Source organism: Halorussus aquaticus (assembly GCF_024218795.1).
Lineage (GTDB): Archaea > Halobacteriota > Halobacteria > Halobacteriales > Haladaptataceae > Halorussus > Halorussus aquaticus.
Genome location: NZ_CP100401.1, coordinates 404,848 through 427,496 on the forward strand (window position 1 = coordinate 404,848; position 22,649 = coordinate 427,496).

General features: G+C 68.2%; 20 protein-coding genes and 1 pseudogene. 6 read left to right on the top strand and 15 right to left on the bottom strand.

From position 1 onward, the window contains the following. Positions 1-172: 172 nt before the first annotated feature. Positions 173-1,072, bottom strand: a complete 900-nt coding sequence (locus tag NGM06_RS20410; RefSeq protein ID WP_254270252.1) for a polysaccharide deacetylase family protein — start codon at positions 1,070-1,072, stop codon at positions 173-175. A gap of 117 nt (positions 1,073-1,189) precedes the next feature. On the opposite strand from NGM06_RS20410, the gene NGM06_RS20415 reads away from it, so the two are divergent. Continuing rightward, a complete protein-coding gene (locus tag NGM06_RS20415) occupies positions 1,190-3,421 on the top strand; it encodes an alpha/beta hydrolase family protein (RefSeq protein ID WP_254270253.1) in 2,232 nt (743 codons plus the stop codon). 6 nt (positions 3,422-3,427) lie between these two features. Here the strand turns inward: NGM06_RS20415 and NGM06_RS20420 are convergent, their stop codons facing one another. From NGM06_RS20420 to dgoD, 6 genes and pseudogenes are all read right to left on the bottom strand, one after another. Then, on the bottom strand, positions 3,428-3,679 hold the full coding sequence (locus NGM06_RS20420; protein WP_163522981.1) for a hypothetical protein: 252 nt from the start codon (positions 3,677-3,679) through the stop codon (positions 3,428-3,430). Positions 3,680-3,798: 119 nt separating this feature from the next. Beyond that, entirely contained in the window at positions 3,799-4,155 is a 357-nt protein-coding gene (locus tag NGM06_RS20425) for a HalOD1 output domain-containing protein (protein WP_254270254.1), read from the bottom strand. A 154-nt stretch (positions 4,156-4,309) separates the two neighbouring features. Beyond that, positions 4,310-5,083, bottom strand: a complete 774-nt coding sequence (locus tag NGM06_RS20430) for an SDR family NAD(P)-dependent oxidoreductase (protein WP_254270255.1) — start codon at positions 5,081-5,083, stop codon at positions 4,310-4,312. Between the two features lie 440 nt (positions 5,084-5,523). Further along, a pseudogene (locus NGM06_RS20435) lies at positions 5,524-6,166 on the bottom strand (TIGR00266 family protein); the annotation flags it as partial. A gap of 86 nt (positions 6,167-6,252) precedes the next feature. After that, positions 6,253-6,588, bottom strand: a complete 336-nt coding sequence (locus NGM06_RS20440) for a DUF8048 family protein (protein ID WP_254270256.1) — start codon at positions 6,586-6,588, stop codon at positions 6,253-6,255. Between the two features lies 1 nt (position 6,589). Then, complete coding sequence (gene dgoD, locus NGM06_RS20445) at positions 6,590-7,738, bottom strand: galactonate dehydratase (RefSeq protein WP_254270257.1); 1,149 nt, start codon at positions 7,736-7,738, stop codon at positions 6,590-6,592. A gap of 171 nt (positions 7,739-7,909) precedes the next feature. Between dgoD and NGM06_RS20450 the strand changes: the two genes are divergently transcribed. Beyond that, on the top strand, positions 7,910-8,335 hold the full coding sequence (locus NGM06_RS20450) for a helix-turn-helix domain-containing protein (RefSeq protein WP_254270258.1): 426 nt from the start codon (positions 7,910-7,912) through the stop codon (positions 8,333-8,335). A gap of 71 nt (positions 8,336-8,406) precedes the next feature. Here the strand turns inward: NGM06_RS20450 and NGM06_RS20455 are convergent, their stop codons facing one another. From NGM06_RS20455 to NGM06_RS20465, 3 genes are all read right to left on the bottom strand, one after another. Then, entirely contained in the window at positions 8,407-9,897 is a 1,491-nt protein-coding gene (locus NGM06_RS20455) for a hypothetical protein (RefSeq protein ID WP_254270449.1), read from the bottom strand. Between the two features lie 26 nt (positions 9,898-9,923). Then, a complete protein-coding gene (locus tag NGM06_RS20460) occupies positions 9,924-13,526 on the bottom strand; it encodes an integrin alpha (protein ID WP_254270259.1) in 3,603 nt (1,200 codons plus the stop codon). Positions 13,527-13,708: 182 nt separating this feature from the next. Beyond that, positions 13,709-15,193, bottom strand: coding sequence for a hypothetical protein (locus NGM06_RS20465; protein ID WP_254270260.1), 1,485 nt, complete (start codon positions 15,191-15,193; stop codon positions 13,709-13,711). 266 nt (positions 15,194-15,459) lie between these two features. On the opposite strand from NGM06_RS20465, the gene NGM06_RS20470 reads away from it, so the two are divergent. Further along, positions 15,460-15,873 (top strand): EamA family transporter, encoded by a 414-nt coding sequence (locus tag NGM06_RS20470; RefSeq protein ID WP_254270261.1) that lies wholly within the window; start codon positions 15,460-15,462, stop codon positions 15,871-15,873. Positions 15,874-15,980: 107 nt separating this feature from the next. Here NGM06_RS20470 and NGM06_RS20475 read toward each other — a convergent pair whose 3' ends face one another. Next, positions 15,981-16,175, bottom strand: coding sequence for a hypothetical protein (locus NGM06_RS20475; protein WP_254270262.1), 195 nt, complete (start codon positions 16,173-16,175; stop codon positions 15,981-15,983). Positions 16,176-16,346: 171 nt separating this feature from the next. On the opposite strand from NGM06_RS20475, the gene NGM06_RS20480 reads away from it, so the two are divergent. From NGM06_RS20480 to NGM06_RS20490, 3 genes are all read left to right on the top strand, one after another. Further along, complete coding sequence (locus NGM06_RS20480) at positions 16,347-17,054, top strand: hypothetical protein (protein ID WP_254270263.1); 708 nt, start codon at positions 16,347-16,349, stop codon at positions 17,052-17,054. Continuing rightward, the gene (locus NGM06_RS20485; RefSeq protein WP_254270264.1) at positions 17,051-18,391 is read left to right on the top strand and encodes a hypothetical protein; all 1,341 of its coding nucleotides are present in this window, start codon (positions 17,051-17,053) and stop codon (positions 18,389-18,391) included. Before NGM06_RS20480 ends, NGM06_RS20485 begins: the two co-directional genes overlap by 4 nt. A gap of 140 nt (positions 18,392-18,531) precedes the next feature. Next, positions 18,532-18,675: a hypothetical protein gene (locus tag NGM06_RS20490; protein WP_163522992.1), complete on the top strand. Its 144-nt coding sequence runs from the start codon at positions 18,532-18,534 to the stop codon at positions 18,673-18,675. Positions 18,676-18,747: 72 nt separating this feature from the next. On the opposite strand, the gene NGM06_RS20495 is transcribed toward NGM06_RS20490, so the two are convergent. The 4 genes from NGM06_RS20495 to NGM06_RS20510 form a co-directional block, all read right to left on the bottom strand. Continuing rightward, a complete protein-coding gene (locus tag NGM06_RS20495) occupies positions 18,748-18,996 on the bottom strand; it encodes a hypothetical protein (protein WP_254270265.1) in 249 nt (82 codons plus the stop codon). A 101-nt stretch (positions 18,997-19,097) separates the two neighbouring features. Beyond that, on the bottom strand, positions 19,098-19,805 hold the full coding sequence (locus NGM06_RS20500) for an ABC transporter ATP-binding protein (protein WP_254270448.1): 708 nt from the start codon (positions 19,803-19,805) through the stop codon (positions 19,098-19,100). A 61-nt stretch (positions 19,806-19,866) separates the two neighbouring features. After that, complete coding sequence (locus NGM06_RS20505; protein ID WP_254270266.1) at positions 19,867-20,673, bottom strand: ABC transporter ATP-binding protein; 807 nt, start codon at positions 20,671-20,673, stop codon at positions 19,867-19,869. Beyond that, entirely contained in the window at positions 20,673-22,649 is a 1,977-nt protein-coding gene (locus NGM06_RS20510) for an ABC transporter permease (RefSeq protein WP_254270267.1), read from the bottom strand. The genes NGM06_RS20505 and NGM06_RS20510 overlap by 1 nt, the downstream gene beginning before the upstream one ends.

Consider the following 22,649-nt stretch of genomic DNA (forward strand, 5'->3'; position numbering starts at 1 on the left):
GTTTTGCTGTGAACGCTCACCTTCGTCACGCTAAGATGCAGGTGACTCTGGTGAGTCTCTGGATACCGTGGCTACGCACTCGTGGCGACGACGCGGAACTGTCTGGCCGGTGCAGTATTCTCGAAGTCTGAGACGGACCGCCCGAGAAATCGAGCCGATAGGTACCGATTACTCAGACGTACTCTCCGTCGCTCTCGTAGACCGACGGGTCGTCCTTGTACTTGCGAGCGATCTCTTCGAGAGTTCTGAACTCGGCGTTCTCGTGGCCCTTCACGTACTGGATGAACTCTTCGAGGTGCGAAATCATGTGCGGGAGACCGTGGAGGTCAGGGTGTATCGTGAAGGTGTAGACGCCCGCCCCGCGACGGTCGTAGAGGAAGTCGAACTGCGCTCTGTAGTACTGCTCGTACATCATCTGCGGGTCCTTGTACCCGGCGTGGTAGAGCGGTTGCTTGATGAACAGCATCGGCGGGATGTCGTCGCGGTACCAACTGATGGGAATCTCGACCACGTCGGTCTCCTCGCCGTACTCGTACGGCTCCATCCACGTCTCGGCGTCTTCCTCGTACTGAATCGGCGTCCACTCGTCGCCCTTCCGCATCCATCCCGGTTCGAACTCCCGCTCCATCAGGCTACTGTCGTAGAGGAAGTCGTGTTTCTCCACGAGGTCGGGCGTGTTCTCGCTGAACTCCCACCAACTCGCCCGATGGCCGACCGGTCTCTCTCCAGTCACTTCCTCTATCAGCTCCATCGAGACCTGCAGAATCTCGTCTTCCTGTTCGCGCGACAGGTCCGTCGGGTTCTCGTGGGAGTATCCGTGGACGCCGAGTTCGTGCCCGGCGGCGGCGACTTCCTCGACGTTGTCGCGGAACGTGTCGATAGTGTGGCCCGGCACGTACCACGAGGTCCGGACGTCCTCGTCCTCGAACAGTTGCAGGAGCCGCGGAATCCCCTCGTTGCCCGCCGAAAGCCCGCGCGAGAGGTCGGCCGGTGAGTCCGCGCCACCGTACGACCCGAGCCAGCCAGCCACGCAGTCCGCATCGACACCAATCGCTACGTCGATGTCCCCCATATCTACCACTACATCGCACTCGCACCGAGTAATAGATAGTGGCAGGCGAGTCGATTCCCCGAATCCCGTCTTGCCTCTCCCCACACGCTCAAGGAGGCGGCCCGCGACGCGTTCCACATGAGCGACCCCCTCGAACTCGAGGACTTCTACGACCTGACGCTCCTGACCGACCTCGCCGTCTCGCCAGACGGAACTCGGGTCGCCTTCGTCGCCGACGAGTTCGACCGCGCCGAGGACGACCGCCGGAGTTCGCTGTTCGTCGCCCCGACCGACGGGAGCCGCGACTCCCACCGACTCTCGCGGGCCTCCGACGCCAGCGCCCCGGCGTGGAGTCCCGACGGGTCGAAACTCGCGTTCACCGCCGCTCGCGATACCGACGCCGAAATCGAGGTGACGCGCTCCCCCGACGGAGACGGCGACCCTGAACCGGAGGACACCGTGAGCGAGGAGGACACTGAGAGCAAGGACGACCCCCGGAGCGAAGCGGACGGCGACGAAGACGCCGAAAACGGGACCGAGAACGGGGCGACCGACGAACCCAAGCCGCAGGTCTGGGCGTTCGACCTCGAACGCGGCGGCGACGCGCGCCAGATAACCGACTTCGAGGAGGGCGCGAAAGGCTTCGACTGGGGTCCCGACGGCGAGCGACTCGTCGTCGCGGCCCGCGACCCGACCGACGACCAGCGCGAGTACCTGAAACACCGCCGGGAGGAGGACGGTCCGGTCGTGACCGAGCGGCTCCAGCACAAGTTCGACGGACAGGGCTGGTTAGACGACGTGACGACCTACCTCTTCGTCGTGGACTACGACACCCGCGAGACCGAGCGTCTCGACGACGCCTACGGCGGCGGGGCGCGCGAACCGGCGACGGGACTCCAACCCGCGTGGTCGCCGGGTGCGACCGACGGTGTCGTCGGGGGTGGCGCGACCGATGGCCCGTCGGGCGACTCCGACGGTAGCCGCATCGCGTTCCTCTCGAATCGCACCGACCGCCCCGACGACAACTACGTGATGGACGTGTACACCGTCGCCCCCGACGGGTCCGACCTCCGGAAACTGACAGACTCCGACCTGACAGCCGGGGGACTCCGGTGGCATCCCGACGGGGACCGACTCGCGTTCGTCGGCGGCGACCCCGAGAACTGGTACCGGCCGTCCGAGGTGTTCGTCGCCGACGCGGAAACGGCGGCTTACGAGTCGTGGTCCGGCGACCTCGACCGGACCGTCGCCCGATACGGTCGCCTCTCGTGGGACGGCGACGACCTGCTCGCGGCCATCGGCGACGAGGGACTGACCCGCCTCGCGCGCTTCCGCGAGGACGGCGACCCCGAGCGGACCTTCGGCGCGCAGGGACGGGACCGCACCGTCGAGGGGTTCGACGCGCGGGGCGGAACCGCGGCGGTCGTCCTCTCGGACCCGCAGAACGGCAAGGACCTCTTCGCCGCGGACCCCGCCGACCTCGACGACACCGTGTCCAGAGACGACACCGAAGCGGGTACCGACGTGGGGACCGGAGACGCCGAACCGACGCGTCTCACAGCCCTCAACGACGACCTACTCGCGGGCCGCCACGCGCCGGAGTCGCGCCGCTTCACGTTCGAGTCCGGCGGCGACGAAGTCGAGGCCATCGCCTACTTCCCCGACGATTTCGACGCCGACGACCCCTCCCCGCGACCGCTCGTCGCCTCCATCCACGGCGGTCCAATCTCCTACGACGCGCCGACGTTCTCCTTCGAACACGCCTACCTGACGGGGCAGGGGTACGTCGTCGTCCGGACCAACTACCGGGGCAGTTCGTCCTACGGACAGGCGTTCAGCGAGCAGATTCGCGGCGAGTGGGGACCCCGCGAGACCGCCGACGTGCTGGCGGCGGTCGAAGCGACCGTCGAACGCGACTGGGCCGACCCCGACCGATGCTTCGCCACCGGGTTCTCGTACGGCGGTATAACGACGGGTTACCTCGTGGCCGAGAGCGACCGTTTCGCGGCTGCGGCGGCCGAACACGGCGTCTACGACTTCCGGTCGGCGTTCGGCACCGACGACAGTCACGTCTGGTGGGAGAACGACTTCGGACTGCCGTGGGAGAACGAGGAGGGGTACGACGTGGCCTCCAGCATCATCGACGTCGGCGAGGTGGAGACGCCGTTGCTCGTGACGGCGGGGGGCGAAGACTGGCGGTGTCCGCCGTCCCAGAGCGAGCAACTGTACGTCAGCGTCAAGAAGCAGGGCGTGCCCGCGAGACTGGTCGTCTACCCCGACGAGCACCACAACGTCGGCGACCCGGACCGTGCGGTTCACCGACTCCGAGAACTGCGCGAGTGGTTCGAACGCCACGACCCCGAGTCGTGAGCGGACTCACTCGTCGCCGAAGACCTCGCGCTGGAGTTCCTTGCGATTGTACTCCACGAGCTGATACTGGGTCACCAGCACGGCCGCGATGACCATCCCGGCGGCGAACCCGGCGACGCGGACCATCGGCACTCCGTGGACGTATCCGTTGAGTAACTGTGCGAGACCGAGAAAGAGGGGGACGACGGTAGCGACCGTGGTGCGGACGGGCAGGTCGCGGAACATCTCCCAGAACGTGACGTTGTCGGTGGCGGCCATTCGGTAATCGCTCCTTGAAGGAGGGTTCGGGCAGGGAGTGATTACCCTTTCGTATGTTGATTCCGACCGTTTCACCACGGTATTCGTCGTTGCGCGTCGCTCACTCCGGTCGCGCGACGTCACACCGACTGTGCGCTCGACCGGCGCACGTCCTCACTGTCGCTGGGTTCGAAGACGACGAGGTCACCGTCGGCGTGGACCTCGACACGACATCCCTGAAAATCGAAGACGACGCGACCCGACGTTCGGGACGCTTCGTTTCCGTGGTCCGCGAAGATACAGTCTAGTGCGTCCGGGTCGATCGCGTCGTACAGTACGAAGTTCTCGGCGAGGGGGTCACGGTCCGCTACCTCGGCGACGGCCTCGACGACGGCCGTGCTGACGCTCCAGTCGGTGGACGGTACTCGGTACGCCGCACGCCCGTCTCGGTCGAGTGACGGCGCGCGCTCCGTGAGGCTCGGTGTGTCTGGGTTCATGCGTGGTGGTAACTCCCCCGCTCTCCGGTTCGACGTGTCTACTGGTCGAGTTTCTACCAGAAAAGTTTCACGATTTAGACTGTAAAAACGTGGAGTTGTAGCGCTGGCTATCCACTCGGATTCGGTACGTTCCTCCCGTCGGATTCGGTGGACGTCAATCGGCGTTGTACTCGGGGAGCGTGTCGTCCTGCATGACCGCGGTCCGGCCGCCGTCCACGAGGAGACTGGTCCCGGTCACGTAAGCGGCGTCGTCGCTGGCGAGGTAGGTGACCGCCCCGGCGACGTCCTCGGGGTCGCCGATGCGTCCCGCGGGGTGGATGGATTCGAGGTGGTCGCGCTTCTCCGCCGAGAGACCCGCTTCGGTGCGCTCCACTTCGACCCACCCGGGGTTGACGGTGTTGACGCGGATGTCCGGTCCGAGGTCGAGCGCCATCGCGCGAGTCATCCCGTCGATTCCGGCCTTGACCGCGTTGTACGGGAACATCTGGGGCATCGTCACGAACGCGTGGTTCGAGGAGACGTTGACGATAGCCCCCTCGTCCATGTGTTCCACGGCGCGCTTGGCCGTCAGCCAGTAGGCCCGGAAGTCGGTTTCGAGGACGAGGTCCCAGTCGTCCATCGTCGCCTCGGTGACCGAGGTGTTCGTCTCGACGCCCGCGTTGTTCACCAGCACGTCAATGCCGTCGTACTCCTCGGCGGTCGCGTCCACGAGCGCCGCGATGTCGTCGGGGTCGCGCATGTCGGCCCGCACGAAGGTGGCGTCGCCGCCCGACTCCCGAATCGCTTCCGCGGTCGCTTCGCCGTCTTCGGCGGTTCGTCCCGTCACGACGACCGACGCGCCTTCGCGTGCGAATCGTCTCGCGACGCCCTCGCCGATGCCTCTGGTCGAGCCGGTGACGAGAACCGCGTCGCCCTCGAATCTGTTCATAGGGTCGCGTTCGGCCGCCCCACGCTTGATTGCTTTCCTTCGAGCGCCGCCGGATTCCCGAGTGAACCTGACTGACACCGCTCTCCGCGACGAACCTCACCGACGCCCGCCCGCTCCCCGCCCGCCGGAACCCCCCGACTGCTCGCGGGTCCCACTGCTTCCGCGTCTACTGCTTCCGCTCCTATCCCCGGGTCCACCGCCGCTCCCGCGACCACCGCGTCCGCCGTCGCTCCGACGCGGACTCCTTCGCGGACCTCCGCCAGAAGCCCCTCGACCCCCGCCCGGTGACCTCGCGGACTTCGGTCCGCCGCGCCCGCTGGCGTTCGAGGGTCCCCGGCGGACCGGTGAGGGTTCCGTCCCGCAGGGGCGTCGCCCGCGGGTCCGGCCCTGTCGGACGAGTAATCGACCGGAACGACGCCACCGCCCGACACGTTCGCGGATATCCACGAGAGGAACGCGTCGGGACTCCGCGACTGGGTCCACACCGTCCCCGGTCCCTCGAACTCCACGACCAGTCCTTCCCCGCTGAGGACCGTCGACGCAAGACCGCCGACGCGCCGGACCGAGTACCGAGTCGAGGACTCGAACGCGACGACGTGGCCGGTGTCCACGACGAACTGCTCGCCCGAGCGCAGCGGCACCTCGTCGATTGCCCCGAAACTCGACAGGAACGCGCTCCCCGGTCCCGTGAGTCTGAGCAGGAACAGCCCTTCGCCCGCGAAGAAGGTCCTGAACCCGCCGAACTTCGTGTCGAGTTCCACCTCGGGCGTTCCGGCGAGGAACGAACTCGACTGGACGAACAGCGGTTCGGTCCCGAGGTCGCGGGCAATCACGTCGCCGGGAAGCCGCGGCGCGAACGTCACCGACCCCGGTTCCCGCGCGACGAAGCGGTTCAGGAAGAACGACTCGCCGCCCAGCACCGACCGTTTGAGCGACTGGAGGAAGCCGCCGCCCATCCCGGTCTCGATGTCGATGCCTCGGGTGTGACCCAGCATCGCCCCCGACTCGGCCCGGACCGCTTCCCCTGTCGAGCGAGACCCGCAGTTGCGCGAACGTCGGCCGGTACGCTATCTCGTGTCGCATGGTCCTCCGGGCTACGCCGTCGGCCGACGTTATCCTGTGGGCCGGAGGCGGGGAACGCGTCGCGGCGGGTCACCCGTCGCGACGAGTTATTCCTTCGTCAGAATCATCGCCTCGCCCTCGGCCTCCTCGCCCACGCTGGCCGCGAACTGCTCGGCGTGCGCCCGCTTCACTCGTTCTCGCTCGTCGTCACTCAGTCCCATTCGCTCGGCGAACTCCGACCAGACGTGGTCCCGGACCGAGAGGTAGTACGCCGTCTCGCTCTGGGTGACGAGCGGGTCGCGGTGGAACTGCGTCCGGTACTCGTACACCAGACCGTCCACGGTCACGCCGTCGAGTTCGCGTACCGCCTCCTGCTGTCGCGCGACGAGTTCGCGGTCGGTCTCGTCCGTAATCTCCGGAAACGGGTCCAGTGGCTCGGGCATCTCACCACTCCGCGACGCTCCCGTCGTCGTGTCGCCAGACGGGGTTGTGCCAGTCCACCTCGCCCGCCACTTCGCGCACGACCGCCTCGTCGATTTCGACGCCGAGACCCGGACCGTCCGGGAGTTCGACGTAGCCGTCCTCGTACTCGAACACCGAGGGGTCCGCGAGGTAGTCCAGCACGTCGCTCTCCTCGTTGTAGTGGATGTCGAGGCTCTGCTCCTGAATCAGGGCGTTGGGCGTGCAGGCGTCCACCTGCACGCAGGACGCGAGCGCAATCGGACCGAGCGGACAGTGTGGCGCGAGCGCCACGTCGTAGGCCTCGGCCATCGACGCTATCTTCTTGACTTCCGTGATTCCCCCGGCGTGGCTCAGGTCCGGTTGAATCACGTCCACGGACTGGTCCTCCAGCACCTCTTTGAAGTCCCACCGGGAGTACATCCGCTCGCCCGTGGCGATGGGCGTCGAGGTGTGGCGCGCGATTTCGGGGAGCGCGTCGTTGTGTTCCGGGAGGACGGGTTCCTCGACGAACATCGGTTCGTACGGTTCCAGCGCGGCGACGAGTCGCTTGGCCATCGACTTGGCGACCCGGCCGTGGAAATCGACGCCGACGTCCACGTCTTCCCCGACCGCATCGCGGACCTCGGCGAGTCGGTCCTCGGCCTCGCGGACCTTCGCGGGCGAGTCGATTCGCTCCATCTCGGGCGTCGCGTTCATCTTGAGCGCGGTGAATCCGGCTTCGACCTTCTCGCGCGCGGCCTCGCCCACGTCCGCCGGGCGGTCGCCGCCGACCCACTGGTAGACCCGGACGCGGTCGCGCGCTCGGCCGCCCAGCAGTTCGTAGACCGGCGCGCCGTAGTGCTTGCCCTTGATGTCCCAGAGCGCTTGGTCGATGCCCGCGATGGCCGACATCAGGACCGGACCGCCGCGGTAGAACCCGCCGCGGTAGAACGTCTGCCAGTGGTCCTCGATTCGCAGGGGGTCCTCGCCGAGCAGGTACCCCTCTAACAGTTCCTCGACGGCGGCCCTGACGGTGTGGGCGCGGCCTTCGACCACCGGTTCGCCCCACCCGACCGTGCCGTCGCTGGTTTCGAGTCGCAGGAACAGCCATCTCGGAGGAACCTCGAACAACTCGTAGTCGGTGACTTCCATGTTCGCCGACTACGCAGGCCACGGCCTAAATCCTCGGGAACGCGCCGCCCGCCCGAACGTCGCCAGCCCGACACGAACTCGACCGTCGCGACGCTGTCGGTGGAATCACCCCACGTCCGACCGGACGAGAACAGACAGAATTAAACCCCGAAAATGTGAAAGTTCACGTTGATGGACAAACTCGACGGTGTCCCGCTCTCGTCGCTCCAGCAGCAACTCGACGCGGTCGAGAGTGCGAAGGCGGCGAAGCGCCTGATGGTCGCCATCGCCTACAAGGACGGCGTGCCGGTCTCGGTTCTCTCCGAGCGGTACGGCGTCCCGGAATCGACGCTGTACTACTGGCTCGACCGAATCGCCGACGAACCGCTCGCAGAGGCCGTCGAGGACGACGACCGACCCGGACGGCCGTCGGAACTCGACGCGGACCAGCGCGAGGCGCTGTTCGACGCCCTCGCGGACTCGCCCGCCGCGTACGGGTTCGACGCGTCGTCGTGGACGGCCCAACTCGTGCGGGAGTTCGTCGAACGCGAGTTCGGCGTGTCCTACTCGCTCGGGCACGTCCGCCGGTTGATTCGAGAGTCCGACGTGTCGCTGTGAGTCGCCGCCGGTGGCCGAGTCGGGCCGTGCCGTCTCTGCCTCTCTCACCCTGAACTGTCTCGTCGCTCGCATCACCGTCGTCGGGCGACGAGCGTCCCCGCGGCCGCGAGACCGACCAGCGCGGTCGTCGCCTCGCCAGCGAGCGACTCCGCGAGGTCGAAGGCTCCGTCGGTCCGGTCCGCGTCGTTCGGCGTCTCGGGGTCGTAGCAGAACGCGACTTCCTCGATGGCGAACGGTCGGCCGGAGTTCTGGTTCGTGGGTGCCTGCAGTTCGGCCCGCCCTGAGACGCCATCGGGGAACGCGTAGACGTTCGCACCCGGTCCGCCGCGGACGACGACCGCGTCCACGCGGAGCGTCGAGTCGAAGGTCACCGAGACCGGTTCGCCCTCCTCGTTACGCTCGACGTTCACCAACTCCACCTCGTGAGTCTCGCCCTCGACGGTGAACCGGAAGGTGTTCGTCCCGACCCGAGTGGCGTTCTCGCTGGTGAACTCGCCGCCTTCGTACGTCAGCGTCAGTCCGCGTTCGAGGCTCAAGTCCTCTTCACACCCGGTGAACCCGGCGACCGGACGCGGCGTGACGGTCGGCGCGGGGATTTCGGTGGTCGTAGTCGTCTCTGTAGTGGTCGTTTCGGTCGTGGTCGTCTCCTCCGTAGTTGTGGTCGTTTCGGTCGTCGTAGTGGTCTCGGCTGTCGTGGTAGTCGTCTCAGTCGTGGTCGTTTCAGTCGTCGTAGTCGTCTCGGTGGTTGTCGTCGTCGGGGTCGTCGTAGTGGTCTCCGTTGTCGTCGTGGTTGCGGTGGTCGTGGTAGTCTCTGTAGTGGTCGTGGTGGTGGTAGTCGTGGTTCCAGTGGTCGTCGTCTCCTCGTCCGCAGCGGTCGGACAGTCCGCGACGGCGACCGAGACGCTCTCTGTTCCGTTCACCGTCGCGCCCTCGCGGGTGGGCCTGACGACGTACTCTCCGGAATCGAGGTCGGTCAGCGCGCGCGACTGACCCGGCGGCACCGTCACTTCCTGTGCGAACTCGTCCGGCCCGGAGACGCTCACTCGCACCGCGCGCTGGCCCTCGTTGCGCAGCGTCAACGCCTCGCAGGCGTCGCTCGCGGCGACGACGTTCACCGCGGGCGGTTCCTCCGTGGTCGTCGTAGTCGTCTCTGTAGTGGTAGTTTCGGTGGTCGTCGTGGTCTCAGTCGTCGTGGTAGTGGTCTCGGTTGTCGTTGTTGTCGTCTCGGTCGTGGTGGTCGTGGTAGTCGTTATCTCTGTTGTTGTCGTCGTTGTTTCCGTCGTTGTCGTGGTCGTGGGCGTCTCGGTCGTCGTGGTCGTTGTTGGCGTTTCAGTCGTAGTCGTGGTAGTCGTCTCAGTCGTTGTGGTCGTCGCTGCCGCCACGGAGACGGTCGCGGTCGCGCGGTCGTTGACCGTCGCCGACCCCGGTTCCTCGCCGACGAACCCGGTCCGGGCGCGAACCGCGTAGTCGCCCGCTGGCAGGTCGTCGAGCGTCTCCTCGTCGCCCGGCCGCAGTTCCACCGTCTCGGCGAAGTCGCCGGGTCCGGTGACGTTGACCGTCACGTTCACGTCGGTCGGATTTCTGACGGTCAGCGACTCGGGGCCGCGGACTCGACCTCGACGTTCGGGCAGTCGGCGACGCTCACGGTCGCCGTCTCCTCGCCGTTGACGGTCGCCGCGCCGCGGTCGTCCTCGTCCGCCTCGTCGTCTCCGCCGACGTCGACGCCGCCGGGCACCCACGCCCGGACCGCGTAGTCGCCGGGCGTCAGGTTCGAGAGCGACCGATTCTCGCCGGGACCGACCACCAACTCGCGCGTGGCGTCGTCCGGGCCGGTGACGTTGACCGTCACGTTCCGGTCGCTCGGGTTCTCGACCGTCAACGCCTCGCACTCCTCCGGACGGACTTCGACGTTCGGCGGTTCCGGTGTCTCCGTCGTTGTCGTCGTTGTTGTCGGGGTCGTGGTGGTGGTGGTCTCGGTCGTGGTCTCCGTAGTTGTCGTTGTTGTCGTCTCAGTGGTAGTCGTGGTGGTGGTCTCGGTCGTCGTCGGAGTCGTCGTTGTCGTATCGGTGGTGGTTTCGGTAGTAGTCGTGGTCTCCGTAGTTGTCGTTCTCGTCTGGGTCGTAGTGGTTTCAGTCGTAGTCGTCTCGGTGGTGGTCGTAGTGGTCTCGGTCGTCGTCGTTGTCGTCGGCGTCGGACACGCCTCGACGCTGATGGTCGCTATCTCGTCCCCGTTGACCGTCGCGGGCCGCGTCGGTTCGACCAGACCGCCCGCCTTCGCCTGCACCCGGTAGGTCCCCGTCGGGATGGCGAACGTCTCGACCTGTCCCGGGTTCAGGATGACGACTCTCGTCAGTCCCGACTCGCCCGTCACCGAGAACGTGATGCGCTCGGTCGTCGGGTTCGCCAGTCGCAGTCGCTCGCAGTCCGGCGACGAAGCACGGGCGTTCGGCGGCGGCCCCGGTTCCTCCGTGGTCGTCGTGATTGTCGTCGTCTCCGTCGTGGTCGTCGTCGGCAGTTCGAGCGTCGTGGTGGTCGTGGTGGTCGTCGTGTCGCGGTCCACGCAGTCCTCGAAGTCGGGGTTCTCCTCGGAGACCGTCTCGCCGTCGCGCTTGACTATCGCGCTCTCGACGACCTTCCCCCGGTCGTCTCCGGTCCCGAAGAAGACGTTCCGGCCGCGGAAGTTCCCGCGGAACGTCTGGCGGTCGCCGTCGGCGAACACCAGCGTCACGGCGTCGTACCTGTGGGCGGTCACGGCCACCTCCTCGCAGGCGAAGTCGAACTCCGGTTCGAGCGGTCGGGGCGTCTCGGTCGTGGTGGTCTCAGTCGTCGTGGTCGTGGTGGTCGTCGTCTCCGGTCGCGCGCAGGCCTCGAAACTCGGGTTCCGGCGCGTCACCGACTCGTCGTCAGGTCCCCTGACGATGGCGAACTTCACCACCTCGCCCTGATTGTCGCCGGTACCGACGAACTCCGCGCGGTCCCGGAAGTTCCCGCGGAAGGTCTGGCGGTCACCGTCGGCGAACACCAGCGTCACCGACCGGAACTCGTCGGCCTGCACTACGGCCTTCTCGCAACTCACGAAGAATATCCTCGGCACGAACGGTTCGTCCGGTCGCTCGGTGGCGGGTTCGCAACCGCTCGCGTCGCTGCGCCGGACCTCGAATCGGTTCGGCCCGTTGTACACCCGGACCTGCGTGACGACCTCGCCCGCGTTCTCACCGGTGCCCGAGAACGTGTTCGTCCCGCTGAAGACGCCGGAGACCGTCTGCCTGTCGCCGTCGGCGAACGTCAGGACGACGCGGGTGTACTGCTCGGCCGCCACGGTCGCCTTCCGGCAGTCGAAGGCGACTCGAATCCGGAGGGGTTCGGGCGTCGTCTCCGTCGCGGTGGTCGTCGTAGTCTCGGCCGTGGTCGTGGTCTCTGTCGTTGTCGTCGTGTTCGCCTCCGCCGGTTTCTGCGGGCAGTCGCCCTTTACGAGGTAGACCGACCCCGTGTTGACGCTGCCGTCGGTGAACGGCGCGCCCACCGAGAGGTCGGTCGCCGAGTCGTCGTTCACGTCGCCGCCCGCCAGCGCGAACCCCGCAAGGTCGCCCCTGACCTCGCCGCTGAACTTGGCGTGGGCACCCGACAGCGAGTGGCGCTCGGCTATCTGAGAGCCGTAGAGCAGGTAGGCCGCTCCGGCGTTCCTCGCGGTGCTGTTGTTGTACGGCGCGCCGACGAGCAGGTCGCCGTTACCGTCTTCGTTCACGTCACCCGTGCCCGCGACCGACCACCCGGCGTAGTCGTTCGCCGCCTCGCCGGGGAGCGCGGCGTCGGCCTCGGTCGAGAGGTTCACCAATCCCGAGAGGTCGCCCCCGTAGGCCACGTAGGCCGCACCGGCGTCGTCGGCGGGCACGTCGTGGAACGGCGCGCCGATAGCCACGTCGTCGCGCCCGTCGTCGTTCAGGTCTCCGGCGTCCGCCACGGAGAACCCGGCCCGGTCGTCCTCGGCCGGTCCGCGGAACTTGACCGGCGCGTTCACGAGCAGGGAGACGCCCGCTAACTGCGGGCCGTACTGGAGGTAGGCCGCGCCCGCGTCGGTGGCGGTCGAGTCGTTGCCGCGCGCGCCGACGAGGACGTCGCTCCCGTTGTCGCCGTCCGCGTCGAGCGCCGCCACCGCCGACCCGGCGTAGTCGTTGCGCGCCTCCCCGAGGTAGGTCACGTTGGCGGTTTCGAGGCTGTAGGTGCCCACGCGCGGCATGTACATCAGGTGGGCGGCACCTGCGTCGTCGGCGACCCCGTCGTGGTACGGCGCGCCGACGAGCAGGCCCGCGCTCCCGTTGCTCGCGTTCGCCATCGTGCCCAGCGCCCAACCGGCCCGGTCGCCCGCCGAGGCACCGTAGAACGTCGCGGTGGCGTACTTCAGTTTCACTACTTCGGGCAGGTCCGCGTCGCCGTAGACGACGTATGCCGCGCCCGAATTCGGGCCGTTCGCGTCCGCGAGGGGCGCGCCGACCGACACGTCGGCGTGGCCGTCGTCGTTCAGGTCGCCGAGTTCGACCGCGAACCCGGCGTGTTCGCCGGGCGCTCGCGCACGGAAGGTGACGTTCGCCTCGGCGAGTTCGACTTCGCTCAGATTCACCGGACCGTAGAAGAGGTAGGCCGCGCCGGAGTCGCTCCCGGCGGAGTCGTTTGACGGCGCGCCGACGAGTACGTCGGCGTAGCCGTCGCCGTTCACGTCCCCGGAGTCGGTCGACCACCCGGCGCGGTCGTTGCTCGCCGCCCCGGAGAGTTCGGCGTCGGCGTCCGAGAGGTTCGCGGCCCCGGCCGGTCCGCGCGGAATCGCGCCCCGGCCGCATCTGGTCGCCGGGTCCTGCTCACTCGTCCCCGCGTTCCCCCGTCTCGCCTCTGCGCCCTGTCTCGCCTCCGCGGTTTCCCGTGCCTGCGAAGACGCGTCCTCGCGAACGTCGGTGTCCTCGCTCGGGGGAGCGCCCGCGCTTGCGCTTCCGGATGCAGGCGCGCCCGCGCTCGCAGGGTGACCGGACGCCGCGCTTCCGGACACTGCTTCACCGGCGTTCTCTGCACCCCCGGCCACCGTTCCCCCGGCCGCGAGCGAGAGTCCGCTCGCGCCGACGACGCTACTGGCGACCAACAGCCACGCGATAATCAGCGCGTCCCGCCGCCGTGTCGTGTCGCCTCCCTCCCCGGGTGTCATTCTGTCTCGTCCGCGGAGTACCCCACCTCCGGCCTTTGTTATGGGGAGCGCAAGCAGTGCGTAACGTCGCGTTGCCCGGCCCTGTCCGGGCGACAGGGTCGGCTTATCGATAGCAGGCGTTGCGGTCGGCGCGGAGTCTGCTGTGCCGCCGACCGACTGTCGTCGCGCTCACTCGGACGCGTTCACCTCGACTCCCACTGCCGGGCGGCCAGCAGGAGACCCGCCAGCGCGACCAGCGCCGCGCCGACGCCGAATCCGGGGATAGGTCCTTCGGAGGTCGCGGTGGCCGTGGCGGTGTCGCCACGCATCGCCTCGTCGGTGGTGCCGTCGCCGTCTGCGGTCACTTCGCTCGTCGTTCTCGTCTCGGACGCCGACTCGCCGCCGATTCGGAGGAGCCAGCCGTCTCTGGCCGTCGCGCCGTCGCCGGAAGTCTGTCCGGCGAGCAGGTACCCTCCGCCGTGGGCGCGGATGGCGGGCCACGGCTTGTCCCAGCCGTCGGTTCCGTAGTAGGTCTGCCACTCGCTCTCGCCCGCGGCGTCGGTCGCCAGCACGTAGCCGTCCACGCTCCCCTTCGGCCCGGCGTCGGACCCGCCGGTGAACAGGAAGCCCTCGTCGGTGCGCATCGCCGAATCGAGCCACTGGGTCCCCTCGCCGCCGGGTTTGTGTTCCCACTCGACGGTGCCGTCGGGACCGAACTTCACCAGCCATCCGTCTCGTGGGCCGGTACTGTTACTCTCGGTCTCCCCGGCGAGGACGAAGCCAGCGTCCGCGTCCGAGGCGTTCGGTCCGGACGAGGAGGCCGACGCGGCGGCCCACACGTCGTCTCTGCTCGGGCCGCCCGCCGTGGCCTGCCACTCGCGGGTGCCGTCGGCGGCGAGTCGGAGCGCCCACGCGTCGTCGCTGTCGCCCTCGATTTTCCCGGCGAGGTAGTAGCCCGTGTCGGTGGGGACGATCGCCCGGAGGTAGCCAGCGTCGTAGCCCTCGGGGACCGGGTGGCTCTCCTGCCACGCCGTGGAGCGGTTCGCGTCGAGTCCGACCGTCCACCCCGCCGTGCTTCCGTCGCTGTCGGTCCACCCGGCGAGCAGGTAGCCGGTCGCGTCGCCCGCGTCGCGGCGCTCGACGGCGTAGAAGGCCCCGGAGCCGAGGGTCCGCTTTTCGAGCGTCTCGCCGTCGGCGCTCATCTCGACGACCCATCCGCTCGCGCCGCCGTCGTCGGTCCGGCCAGCGAGCAGGTAGCCCGAGTCGGTCCGCGCGACGCCCCAGAACCGGTCGGTGCCCGACCCGCCGAGGGTCTCGGCCCACTGCTTCCGCCCTTCGCCGTCCGTCTTGAGGACCCACCCGTCGCGGTTCTCTCCGCCGGTCCACCCGACGAGCAGGTAGCCGCCGTCGTCGGTCCGAACCGCGTCGGCGAAGATGTCGTCGCCGCTCGCGCCGTAGGTGCGTTGCCACCGCTCGGGGAGCGTCGGCGGTTCGCGCGCTTCGACTGCGAGCGTCCCGTTCGCCGGAGCGTCGTCTTCGACCGGGTGGTCTGCCCGGACCGACGGTGCGTCTCGGGTCTCGGATACCGCGTCTCGGGGTCTCGGGTCACTGTCCGCGGCCGCGGGGAGGGCCGCTGCGACCCCTGCGCCCACGACCAACAGGACCAGTGTCACTGCGAGTGTTCGCATGCGCGTCCCTCGGGGCCTGATTCGCTTTGTTATGGGCCGTCTGTAGCGACGTAGGCCGTACCTGTTGGATATTTATGGGAACTGTCGGTCACTCCACCGTGGCGTCGGGAGTGTCGTCCCGTACTCGTCGGCTCCAGCTGAACTCTCTCCCGACGAACTCGGCGAGAAGAAGCGATTGCGATGCCGACACGGAACGACACCCCCGACTGAGACCTATCTGTTCCCGACCCCGTGGCTATACGTCACCGCCGCGAGACCGCACTGGTATGACTCAGACCGCACTCGCGTTCGCGCTCGTCGCCATGCTCGCGTGGGGACTCTGGGCGGTGTTCGCCGACTTCGCTACGCGGTCGCTCGCTCCCGAAGTGGCGATGGTCGTCTCCTACGTCGCTGGTATCGGCGTCGCCGTGGTGTACGTCCTCGCGCAGGGGCAGCGTCCGGCGTTCTCGTCGGTCGGCGTCGGCTACGCGGCGCTCGGCGGCCTCTTCTCGGGTATCGGCGCGATAAGCTACTACGTCGCGCTCCAGCGGGGGTCCGCCGGTGTCGCCACTACCGTCACCGCGCTCTACTTCGTGGTCGCGGCCGTCCTCGGCGTTCTCTTCCTCGGCGACTCTCTCACGACGCGCGACGCGGCGGGCATCGCGCTCGCCGTCGGCGCGGTCGCGTTGCTCTCGACCTGACTGCTTGACCAGACGGTATCGCTCTCCAGAAGACCGGTCAGGAACCCACGGAATCGTGGACGAGTTCCGTCACGGGTCGTGACGACGCGCCGCGGTCGGAATACGTCTCACCGCTCCCACGCTGGCGGCGCGCGGTCGAGTCGCCGCAGCGCCGCGGGGTAGCCGAACGCGACGACCAGCGCGACGGCGATTCGGGGAACGAACCCGCCGATACCGGCCGCCTCCAGCACGAAGACGCCCGCGAAGTACAACAGCAGCATTATCAGAAACTGCGGCAGCAACTGCCGCCACGTCGAAGTCATACGAGAACCGAGGGCCTGCGGGGATTTAACTGTGGGTGACAACTCCTCCCGTCACCGTCGCGTCTTCGGAATATTGATGTCCGCGCGTTGTCCTGTTCGTGATGGTATGCCCGCCCTCTCGCGCAGACGCGTCCTCCACGGAGCGGTCGCCCTCCTCACGGGTCTCGCCGGTTGCAGCGACTCGACGACAGACAGCGGCTCGGCCTCCGCCCCCGAGCAGAGAACGTCGTCCGCGACCCCGAGTTCGTCACGCTCCGGGACTCCGACGCGGACGCCCTCGCGTGGGTCCCATCTGAGGGGACCACCGCGTCAGACGGCGACGAGTCGTCCACTCCGTCCGCGACCCACCGCGAACGACGACTCGTTGCGACCGCGGAAGCGGCCGACCGCCTCCGGTTCGCCGACGTCGAGGGCGCGGACGACGCTCGGCAGTTCGTCGCCGAGACCGACTTCGAATCCCAGACGCTGTTTCTCGAACGCCACCGCGTCCGGGAGTGCTTCCGACTGAAACTCTGTTACATCACGTGGTCCGAGACCGAGGTCGGAACGCGGTACGGACGCTACTACCGCGACGCCGACGTCGCGTGTCGCACGGACGCCGAGGACGCGACCGTGAGGCTGATTCGCGTCCCCGACGCGCTCGACCCGGAGCGGGTGTCGGGGTACTCCTCCGGAACGAATAGCAACGGCTGTCGCTACCCGCCCTCGCTGCGCACGACGACCGAGCAGTCTCGGTCGGGTTCGGGGTCGAACGCTTCGAGTCCGTCGGCGCGGACGAACCGCACCGGAACGCCGACGAACTCCCGGAAACCGACTCGAACCGAGTCGAAGTCGGGCCAGAGCGCGACGACCCGAACCCGGACGGAGGCGGACAGATGACTGGTGGAGACGGCCACCGGACGCGCCGGGGGTTCCTCGCGCTCGCGGGCGCGGCGTCACTCGCCGGTTGCAACGCCCTCGGCGGGAATCCGCTGACCGACGACGCGACCGAAATCGACGGCGCGGCGCTTCGGGACTTTCCGGAGACGGAACCCCCGTCGGTTCCCGAGACGGTGCCCGTCGAGATTCGACAGTCCTACCTCGACAGCGGCGTCGCCCGCGCCCGAGAACTCCTCTCGTCGGTGCCCGCATCGTTGGACGCCGCGGAGATTCCCAACGGGGCGATTCGGTCGGAACTCACCGGAAAGTACGAAGCGACCGAGGAGACGATCTCGTCGGTCGAAGGCGCGGCGTCTGCGTTCGAGGCGATGGAAACGGTGGACCGCGCTCGCGGGGAAGCCAGAACGGTCGCCGCCGGTTGGAAGGCCATCGAAGACGGACTCTCGCCGACGGACGTCCGGAAGTCCGCGAAGAACGTCTCGGACGCGCTCGACGGATTCCGCTATCGGTGGGACTACCTCGGGAGCGACCCGATTCGGGCGCTACTCGTCCACGCGACCATCGAACGTCGGGTCGGAAACGCGACGACCAACGTCGAGAACGCCGTGCGGGGCGACCGACGCGGCCGGAACGACCCGATAGCCGTGGGCGAACTGGCTGGCAACCTCGAAGTCGCCAGGGCCTCGATAGACGGTGCGGCCCACCTCTACGAACGACTCCGGGCGACCGGAGACGACCTCTCCGACCTGGAGTCCGGACTCGTCGCCGCCGGATCGACGCTCGGGCGAGTCGCCGGACGACGGCGAGACCGACTCCCGGACGCCGAATCCGACGACCTGTCGGCGTTCGTGGACCGCGACGTCGAGGGGACGCCGGTCGGGGCCGCGATTCGGGAACTCGCAGAGGAGGTGACCCGCCGGACCGACCCCGGCGTGGAGGACCGGACCCGCAGGTACGCGAACGCGGTCCTCTCGGCCCACGGGACGCTCGTCAGACTTCGCGCGCTCGACTCGCTCCGGAAGCGGGTCGCGGCCGACGAACACGTCGCCGTCGAGGCGGCCGAGGACTTGCGGACGCTCCGCGAGCGCGCTATCGGGGCCATCGAGGACGCCCTCGCGGCGGACGAGCATCGTCACCTCAACCGAGCGGAACTCCCCGGAGTCGCGAGCGTCGTCGAGTACGCCGACGAGCAGATAGAGCGGTACAACACGGACCGCGCGCTGCCGGTCGATTCGATGGCCCGGGACCTCGGCCACTACGTTCGGACCGCGGCGATGGCGCGGGCGATACCGCCGACGAGCGCGCACGTCGCGCGAGTCGTCCGCCGGTCTTTCTGAGCGACGCGTCCGCGGGTCGGTGCGCGGTCGCTCGTCCGTAAACCGGTCCGAAAGCACTCCAGCGCGGGGATTCGGCTCGTCGTGTCGAGAGCGTTACCCGAACGAGGGGATTTATCCACGTGGCGGTGAGTGTTCCGAGCATGTTCGGAGAAGACGGCGGCGGGATGGACGCGGACGTCACCGGGTCGAGACACTCGATACGGATGGGGGGAACGACGAAGGCGATACTGGTCTTACTGGGCTTTCTCGCGGTCTTCTTCCTCCTGCTGGTCCTGTACGGCTGACCGCCTTCGGCCCGCGTTGCCGACGACTCGGCCGCGACCGACTCACCGAACGCGTTCACTCGGAGAAGCGCTCTACTCGTATATCTTCTCTCGCTCGCGCGACCGGGACCGCGACCGGGATTTCGCGCCGCCACTACCGCCCACGAACCTCGAAACGAGGAGGTACGCGAGGTACAGCAGGACGGCGACGACCAGAAGCGACACGAGGGTACTCACCAGCCACGAGACGACTCCGAGGACGACGCCCACGACTTTCGCGACGACCCAGAGGAGGACCAGACCGAGGAACGCCCATCCGCCGAGTCGGAGTAGCTTGTTCATATTAGTCAGTTTAGGTTTCGTGCGACATTAGTGTTTGGTCGCTCGTTCGGGACGGTCCCCGGCGGGGTCCGCACTCGGGTCGTCCGCCCACGCGTCCGCGCTCAGGTCGTCACGCCCAGATGGCGGTCGAGCACCGCCTCGTCGTCGCGCAACTGGTCGCTCGTCCCGTGGTAGACGATTTCGCCGCGGTCCAGCACGTAGTGGCGGTCCGCGAGTTCGAGCGCCACCTCCACGTTCTGCTCGACCAGCAGGACCGAGATGCCCTCGTCGTTCAGGCCGTTCACGAGGTCTTCGACCTGTCGGACGACGTAGGGCGCGAGACCCTCGGTCGGTTCGTCCAGAAGGAGCAGGTCCGCGCCCGCGACCAGCGCCCGGGCGATGGCCAGCATCTGCTGTTCGCCGCCCGACAGCGCCGCGCCCTTCCGGTCGGGGTGCTCGCGGAGGTTCTCGAACTCCGCCAGCACCTCCTCCGGGTCGCGCGGGTCGGCGGTGTCGCCCCCGCCCAACTGGCCGACGCGGAGGTTCTCGGCCACCGTCAGGCCCGGGAAGATGCGTCGCTCCTCGGGCACGAACGCGACGTTCCGCCGGACCGTCTCCTCGGGCGAGAGTCGAGTCACGTCTTCGCCCCGGAAGACGACGCTCCCGTCGGAGGGGACGACGTTGCCGACGACCGACCGCAGGGTGGTGGTCTTGCCCGCGCCGTTCCGACCGACCAGCGAGACGACCTCGCCCTCGCCGACGCAGAGCGACACGCCGTGCAGGACCTCGGTCGCGCCGTACCCCGCGACCAGACCGGACACGTCGAGCAGGGGTCCTCGCAGGCCCCGGCGTCCAACCGTCCCGATTCCGCCGCGCCGCGGAACTCGTCGCTCACTCCCGAACACCTCCGAGGTAGGCCCGCTGAACCTCGTCGTCGTCCGCGATGCGCTCGGGGGTTCCGGTCGCCAGCACTTGCCCGCGGTGGAGAACCGTCACGCTGTCCGAGACGTTCATCACGAGGTCGATATCGTGTTCGATGAGCAGCAGCGTCCGGTCGGCCAGCACCTCCTCGACGAGCGCTATCGTGTCTCGGGTCTCCTCGCTCCCCATTCCCGCGGTCGGTTCGTCCAACAACACGAGGTCGGGGTCGGTCGCCAGCACCAGTCCGAGTTCGAGTCGCCGCCGGTCGCCGTGGGCCAGCGCTCTGGCGTACTCGTCGGCCCGACGCTCCAACCCTATCTCGGACAGTACCTCGTCGGTCCGCGACTCGACCGCTCCGAATCGGTCGGTCGGACTGAACAACTTCCGGGGGAGCGAAATCCGTCCCTCGCCCTCGGCCACCGACTGGGCCGCCAACCGGACGTTCTCCCGGACCGACAGGCCGCCGAAGACGGTGCTTATCTGGAACGACCGGCCCATCCCGCGCCGGACGCGCTCGTGGGGCGCGGTCCGGGTCACGTCTTCGCCCCGGAAGTAGACCGACCCGGCGGTCGGTCGGAGCGCCCCGCTGAGGCAGTTGAACAGCGTAGTCTTGCCCGCCCCGTTCGGTCCGATGACGCTCCGGAACTCCCCCGCTTCGACTTCGAGGTCCACACCGTCGAGGGCCACGAAGTCGCCGAACCGCTTGGTCAACCCGTCCGCCCGGAGGACGGGGTCGGTCCCGGCGTCGGACTCGGGGGCGTCGTCGGCCGCCGCCATCACTCGTTCACCTCCTCGGCGAGCGGTTCGTCCTCGCCGCGCCCCTCGCGCGCGCCGGTTCGGCCGCCTGCGGCCTCCAGCAGTTTCTCGGGGAGTGAAACGAGTCCCCGCGGGAGGGCGATGACGAAGATTACGAACACGAGTCCGAGGAAGAACTGCCACTGGTCGGTGTACGACGACAGCAGGTCCTCGAACCCGATGTAGACGCCCGAGCCGACCATCGGACCGTAGAGGGTCCCCATCCCGCCGAGGACGGTCATCACGACGACTTCGCCGGAGTTGAGCCAGAACAGCAGCGACGGCGCGACGAACTGGTTCTGGACCGCGAACAGGCCGCCCGCCAGCCCCGCCATCGCGCCGCTGACGACGAACGCCCGGCGCTTGTAGGCGGTCACGTCGTAGCCCACGAACTCGGTCCGGCGCTCGCTCTCCCTGATGGACTGGAGGACGCTGCCGAACGGGGCGCGCATCATCCGGCGCGCGACGAGGTACGACCCGACCACGGTGGCGAGCAGGAAGTAGTAGAACAGGCCGTCCTCGCCCACGAGTGGTACCATCTCGGCGATTTCGTCCAACTCCATCGCGGCCCCGCCGATTCCGTACAGCACCTCCGCGCCGAACAGGCCGTCGCTCCCGCCGGTCCACTCGAACTTGAAGACAGCCCGGTAGAACAACTGGGCGAACGCCAGCGTGATCATCGAGAAGTAGACGCCCGAGACCCGAATCGAGACGTGGCCGATGGCCCACGCGATGGCCGCGCAGACGACGACGGCGACAGCGAGCGCGACGAACGCCGAGGGCGTCACGTGGAGGAGGACCAGCACCGCGGCGTAGGCCCCGGTCCCGTAGAACAGCGCGTGGCCCAGCGAGACGAGTCCGGCGTAGCCCATCACGAAGTCGAGGCTGAGCGCGAACAGCGCCCAGACGAGGACGTCCGAGAGCAGCGTCAGGACGTACTCGGAGTAGAGCACCTCGACGCCGAGGGGGACGACGGCGAGTAGGCCGACTGTGGCCGCCCCGAGTCCGGCCCGCTGTCGGTCGGTCAGCACGCCACGGCCCCGACCGGCGAGCAGTTCGCCCTCCGAGTCGCCCGACTCCTCCGCGGCGGAGGTACCGTACAGTCCCTCGGGTTTGACGAGTAAGATGCCTATCATCAGCACGAACACGACCAGACCCTCCAACACCGGGAGGTAGGTGCGCGTGAGCGTCTGGACGACGCCGACCGTCAGGCCGCCCACGACCGCGCCGCGGAAACTGCCGAGACCGCCCAGCACGACGATGACGAACGCGGGGATGATGACCGTGTTCCCCATGCCCGGATTGACGTTCTGGTAGGCCCCGAGGACGACCCCTGCGACCGCCGCGAGCGCCGCCCCGACCCCGAAGACGAGGGTGTAGTACCGGTCTATGTCGATGCCGAGGTTCCGGACCATCTCGCGGTCCATCGACCCGGCGCGCACGACCAGACCGAACCGGGTCTCGTTCAGCGCCCACCACGTCGCCAGCGACAGGACCGCGCCGAACGCGACGATGAAGTAACTGTACAGCGAGTTGGTGACGCCGAGAATCGTGACCGGCCCGTCCAGAATCGGCGGTGCGGCCAGCGCCTTCGACTGCTTGCCCCAGAAGAAGGTGATGACGTCGTTGAGCATCAACACCAGTCCGAAGGTCAGCAGGATGTGGTAGAGCGGACTCCGGTCGTAGAGCGGTCGGAGGGTGAGACGCTCGATGACCGCGCCCACTACGCCGACGAGCAGGGGCGCGACCACCAGCGCGACCCAGAACCCCGCACCGCCGAAGGGCGCGACGACTGCGAACGCGAAGTACGCGCCCAGCGCGAACAGTTCGCCGTGCGCGAAGTTGATGACGTCCATCACGCCGAAGATGACCGACAGTCCCGCGGCTATCAGGACGTAGACCATCCCGATGGTCACCCCGTTCAGCAGTTGCTCGGCGAACCCCGTGACCCCGACCAT

What these genes read in the sequence shown, in the direction of transcription:
- NGM06_RS20505 (WP_254270266.1), bottom strand. Translation starts at nt 20,673, where the DNA reads ATGGCGGCGGCCGACGACGCCCCCGAGTCCGACGCCGGGACCGACCCC.
- NGM06_RS20465 (WP_254270260.1), bottom strand. Translation starts at nt 15,193, where the DNA reads ATGCGAACACTCGCAGTGACACTGGTCCTGTTGGTCGTGGGCGCAGGG.
- NGM06_RS20450 (WP_254270258.1), top strand. Translation starts at nt 7,910, where the DNA reads ATGGACAAACTCGACGGTGTCCCGCTCTCGTCGCTCCAGCAGCAACTC.
- NGM06_RS20420 (WP_163522981.1), bottom strand. Translation starts at nt 3,679, where the DNA reads ATGGCCGCCACCGACAACGTCACGTTCTGGGAGATGTTCCGCGACCTG.
- NGM06_RS20460 (WP_254270259.1), bottom strand. Translation starts at nt 13,526, where the DNA reads ATGACACCCGGGGAGGGAGGCGACACGACACGGCGGCGGGACGCGCTG.
- NGM06_RS20440 (WP_254270256.1), bottom strand. Translation starts at nt 6,588, where the DNA reads ATGCCCGAGCCACTGGACCCGTTTCCGGAGATTACGGACGAGACCGAC.
- dgoD (WP_254270257.1), bottom strand. Translation starts at nt 7,738, where the DNA reads ATGGAAGTCACCGACTACGAGTTGTTCGAGGTTCCTCCGAGATGGCTG.
- NGM06_RS20430 (WP_254270255.1), bottom strand. Translation starts at nt 5,083, where the DNA reads ATGAACAGATTCGAGGGCGACGCGGTTCTCGTCACCGGCTCGACCAGA.
- NGM06_RS20510 (WP_254270267.1), bottom strand. Translation starts at nt 22,649, where the DNA reads ATGGTCGGGGTCACGGGGTTCGCCGAGCAACTGCTGAACGGGGTGACC.
- NGM06_RS20475 (WP_254270262.1), bottom strand. Translation starts at nt 16,175, where the DNA reads ATGACTTCGACGTGGCGGCAGTTGCTGCCGCAGTTTCTGATAATGCTG.
- NGM06_RS20415 (WP_254270253.1), top strand. Translation starts at nt 1,190, where the DNA reads ATGAGCGACCCCCTCGAACTCGAGGACTTCTACGACCTGACGCTCCTG.
- NGM06_RS20425 (WP_254270254.1), bottom strand. Translation starts at nt 4,155, where the DNA reads ATGAACCCAGACACACCGAGCCTCACGGAGCGCGCGCCGTCACTCGAC.
- NGM06_RS20485 (WP_254270264.1), top strand. Translation starts at nt 17,051, where the DNA reads ATGACTGGTGGAGACGGCCACCGGACGCGCCGGGGGTTCCTCGCGCTC.
- NGM06_RS20490 (WP_163522992.1), top strand. Translation starts at nt 18,532, where the DNA reads ATGTTCGGAGAAGACGGCGGCGGGATGGACGCGGACGTCACCGGGTCG.
- NGM06_RS20495 (WP_254270265.1), bottom strand. Translation starts at nt 18,996, where the DNA reads ATGAACAAGCTACTCCGACTCGGCGGATGGGCGTTCCTCGGTCTGGTC.
- NGM06_RS20410 (WP_254270252.1), bottom strand. Translation starts at nt 1,072, where the DNA reads ATGGGGGACATCGACGTAGCGATTGGTGTCGATGCGGACTGCGTGGCT.
- NGM06_RS20470 (WP_254270261.1), top strand. Translation starts at nt 15,460, where the DNA reads ATGACTCAGACCGCACTCGCGTTCGCGCTCGTCGCCATGCTCGCGTGG.